Source organism: Rhizobacter sp. P2_H2, assembly GCF_056403375.1.
Genome location: NZ_JBFUFP010001085.1, coordinates 1 through 1,774, shown reverse-complemented (window position 1 = coordinate 1,774; position 1,774 = coordinate 1). Strand labels below are relative to the sequence as shown.

The 1,774-nt window shown below is 58.9% G+C and carries 1 protein-coding gene; it reads left to right on the top strand.

Annotated features, from left to right (window positions below; genetic code table 11):
* Nucleotides 1-1,774 (top strand): FG-GAP repeat domain-containing protein (locus AC1D15_RS30270; protein ID WP_477828938.1); only part of this gene is annotated, 1,774 nt, incomplete at both ends.

Genomic DNA, 1,774 nt, shown 5'->3' with positions numbered 1-1,774 from the left:
CTTCAAGCTCGGCAGTGCGGGAAAAGGGCTCTACCCCTTCCCCGGATCGATGATCACGGCGGTGTCCCAGGCGGAGAGCTCAGTCTCTGGTGGCAAATGGGTCACGCTTGATGTCGATGGTGATGGCATCACCGATCTCGTTCATTTGACGGAGATCAGCGGCGTCTACCGCATCTGGAAGTCGAACGGTGATGGCACCTTCAGCATTCGCGAGTTGACTGCGTCCGGAGACACCAGTCTTTCAACCGGCTCGTGGCAAGTGCTGGACGTCAATGGCGACGGATTGGCCGATCTCGTGCATATCACGGCGACCTCCGGACTAGTGCAGGTGTGGAAGTCCAATGGCGATGGGACGTTTGCCATCACTCCCTTCTCGAGTGCCAGCAAGGACGATGACCTCTCTCATGGAGGGTGGTTGATTCTGGATGTCAACGGCGACGGGCTGGCAGACCTCGTGCATCTGGTCGGTGCTGTTCAAAACACGATCTGGCAAGAGACCGAGGACATGCGAGTCTGGAAATCGAACGGTGATGGAAGCTTCACCATCTCCAGGTTTCTGGGCACCGGTGGAACGGCGCTTTGGATCGAGGAGGGCCCGCTCGCCGCCGCGTTGTTTCGCAGCAAATGGCAAGTATTGGATGTTAATGGTGATGGCCTGGCTGACATGGCCCAGCTCTATCTGGATCGAGACAACTTCAGCGTCTGGCTCATCGTTCGCAAGTCAAAAGGCGATGGAACCTTTGACATTTCAAAGGTCCAGGTTCTCGGGCCGACCGGGTCCTGGGGCGTGGCCGACGGCAGTATCAGTCGCGTCTATACCTGGGTGCCAATCGATGTCAATCAGGATGGGCTGACCGATCTGGTCCTGCAGGTGACATTCAGGGACCACCGAAACGGGCAGCTCATCAGTGAGGCGGGCCGCAATCAATCGATCACCCTGCTGTCGAAGGGTGATGGAAATTTCGAATGGAAAGCGCTGCCTTCGACACCAGACCGACCGTTGGTCGACGGCACATGGCAGGTCGTTGACACGGACGGTGATGGCTTGGCTGATCTGATACACACGCCTTCCAACCTTGCGGGTGTCGGGGCGTACACCGTGTGGCGTTCGAATGGTGATGGCTCGTTTGCCGTCAGTTCCTCTCCCGTCAATGGGGACCCCTGTTCGTCCGCATGCACGGACATGTACGCCGGTGACTTCACGGCGAGCGGTGCGGCCGGATTCGTCCGCGTCGACGGTCAGACCGTGAAATCGGCATGGCTGCTTGGCCGCCCTCCATCGAACCTCATGATCGGGGTCTCCAATGGCGCGGGAAGCATCCTCTCCTGGGAAATCGATGCTTTGCCGATCATGCTGATTCGGCAGAGCTATGCAAAAGATGTCGCCAGCGACAGTTCCGTCTGGACGATCGCATCTGCCATTCCTGTCGTGACGGAGGTTCGGAAGCAGGCAGTGAGCTGGGTGAGCAGTAGTTCAACGATCAGCCGCTTGAACCGAGTCACCTCCTTCTCCTATGGCTCGGCACGGGTCGAGCGCAACGGCCGAGGGTTCGTCGGATTTCGTTGGCAGCAGACAGCCGATTCGATCACCGGCTTGCGCACACGCACGACATTCCGACAGGATTTCCCGTACATCGGCTTGGTGGAGAGTCGGAGCACGGGCAGCGGTGGATCGTGGGACAACCTGAGTACCACCACAAACTCGTATTCAGCGATGGTCGCCGGCTTGCCCGACACGGCCGCATCCAGTCCTTACGGATGCAGGCTGTCGATC